Origin of the sequence: Streptomyces huiliensis (genome assembly GCF_020037025.1) — a bacterium.
Classification (GTDB): domain Bacteria; phylum Actinomycetota; class Actinomycetes; order Streptomycetales; family Streptomycetaceae; genus Streptomyces; species Streptomyces huiliensis.
Map to the genome: position 1 here is coordinate 1 of NZ_JAIQLH010000030.1, position 1,842 is coordinate 1,842.

1 protein-coding gene and 1 pseudogene are annotated in these 1,842 nt (G+C 78.1%); one reads left to right on the plus strand and one right to left on the minus strand.

Annotated elements, in window-relative coordinates; genetic code table 11:
• Positions 1-252 precede the first annotated feature (252 nt).
• Entirely contained in the window at positions 253-1,005 is a 753-nt protein-coding gene (locus JNW98_RS06925; RefSeq protein ID WP_223767194.1) for a TIGR03089 family protein, read from the minus strand.
• A 128-nt stretch (positions 1,006-1,133) separates the two neighbouring features.
• Here JNW98_RS06925 and JNW98_RS06930 point away from each other — a divergent pair.
• Positions 1,134-1,842, plus strand: a pseudogene (locus JNW98_RS06930) (N-acetylmuramoyl-L-alanine amidase); the annotation flags it as partial.

Consider the following 1,842-nt stretch of genomic DNA (forward strand, 5'->3'; position numbering starts at 1 on the left):
TCCCCAGCAGCAGCCGGCGCACCCAGCGGCGCCGGCGGCGCGGGGCGCGGGCGCCGCCGTCCGGGCCCGGGCCGAGTGGTCCGGGTGGTCCTGGTGGCGCTGGTGGTCCGGGTGATCCGGGCCGTCCGGACGGCGGGAGCGGTGCGCCTGAGCGGTGGGACACGGCTGCGCGACTCCCTCCGGGGCGGGTCTCGGGGTGCCTACCCGTCGATCATCACCCCGGAGCGGCGGCCCGGCAGCGTCAGAGGGCTCTCAGAGGGCCGTAACGGTGACGCGCTCGCTCGCCCGGCGCTGTGCCAGGGACTCCTCGGGGAGCCGGTCGAGGTGGCGGCAGAGCACCACCGAGGCGTCCGCGGCCAGGGGGGCGTAGAGGCCGGCGGCGAGGCCGTCCCAGGTGTCGTACGGCAGTCCGGAGAGCAGCCGCGCGCCGGACTCCAGTCCGCGCCCCGCCGCGTCCGCACGCGCCTGTTCGACCACCTGCGCACCCGTCAGTTCCCGCCCGGCCACGACGAGTGCCGGGGCGTGCGGGTCCACGGGGGCGTACGGGGCGAAGCGGTCGCCCTGGGCAGGTACCTCGACCGCGTAGTCGAGGAAGCCCTCGGGCGACTGGGGGAAGCGCCCGCCCAGCGGGCGCAGGGCCAGTGCCACGCGCTCCCCGGAGCAGGCGCGCGCCTCCTCCAGCCGGTCCGGGCCGCTCACCACGAGGTCGGCCGCGGCGGGGTCGCCGCCCATTTCGGCCACCACTCCGACGGAGGAACAGGCGAGCAGCCAGACGGCGGTCTGCCAGTGGGCGGGGAGGAGCAGCGCGAGGCGGTCGCCGGGCTCGGCGGCGAGGTCGCCCTGGAGCAGGTTGGCGGTCTTGGCCACCCAATTGGCGAAGGTGGCCACGGACAGTTCCACGCGTTCGCCGGTGGCGTCGTCGTAGAAGGTCACGAGCGGGCGCGACGGATCCGCGGCGAGAGCGGAACGCAGCAGGTCGGCGGGGGTGCGGTCGGTGGCGTTCATCCCCGGAAGGGTACGCCGGGCGAGCCCTGACGGTCAGTCGGACGGGGGCGCCGCGGGCCCGCCGCGGGCCGACAGGCCGTCACCGGGTGAATGGACAGGTTTGTGCGGATATGCGCAGGATCTGTGTCATGCGTGGATTCCTCGTCACCTCGGCGGTCACCGCCTGTGCCGCCACCTTGGCCCTGCCCGCCCTCGGCGCGCCCGGTGCGGTCTCCGCGCCCGCCCGCCCGGCCGCCGCCCCGCCGGAGGCTCCGGCCGCGGGGAAGGCGCCCGTGGCCGCGGCGCCCCCGGCGAAGGCGCTCGTCGCGGAGCGGGCGCCCGTCGTCGGGAAGGCCCCCGCCGCCCTGGCGAAGATCCCGGGGGCGACGTACTCGCTGCCCCTCGTCCCGCTGGAGGTCGCCGACGGCACCGGGACCGCCGCCCACGGCAGGACCGGGGCGGAGGCGGCCGGGGTCCGGCCCGGGGCCGGGGTCGGGGTACGGGGTCTGCGGCCGCAGCGGGTGAAGCCCTTCTCCCTGGTCGGCATCGTCTGGGACAGCGCGTCCGCCGAACTCCGCGGCCGCGCCCAGGTCCGTACCCGGGCCGTGCGCGGGACCTGGTCCCGGTGGCAGGACGTCCAGGTCCAGGACCACGACCGGCCCGACCTCGGCACCGCCGAAGCTCGCACGGGCCGCCGCGGGGCCACGGCGCCGCTCTGGGTCGGGGCCTCGGACGCCATCGAGGTGCGGGTCCGCCCGACCGCCCCGGCCGGCCGCCAGTCCCCGTCCGCCACGCTGCCGCGCGGACTGCGCGCCGAACTCGTCGACCCCGGCTCGGCGCCGCCCACCCGGCCGCGCG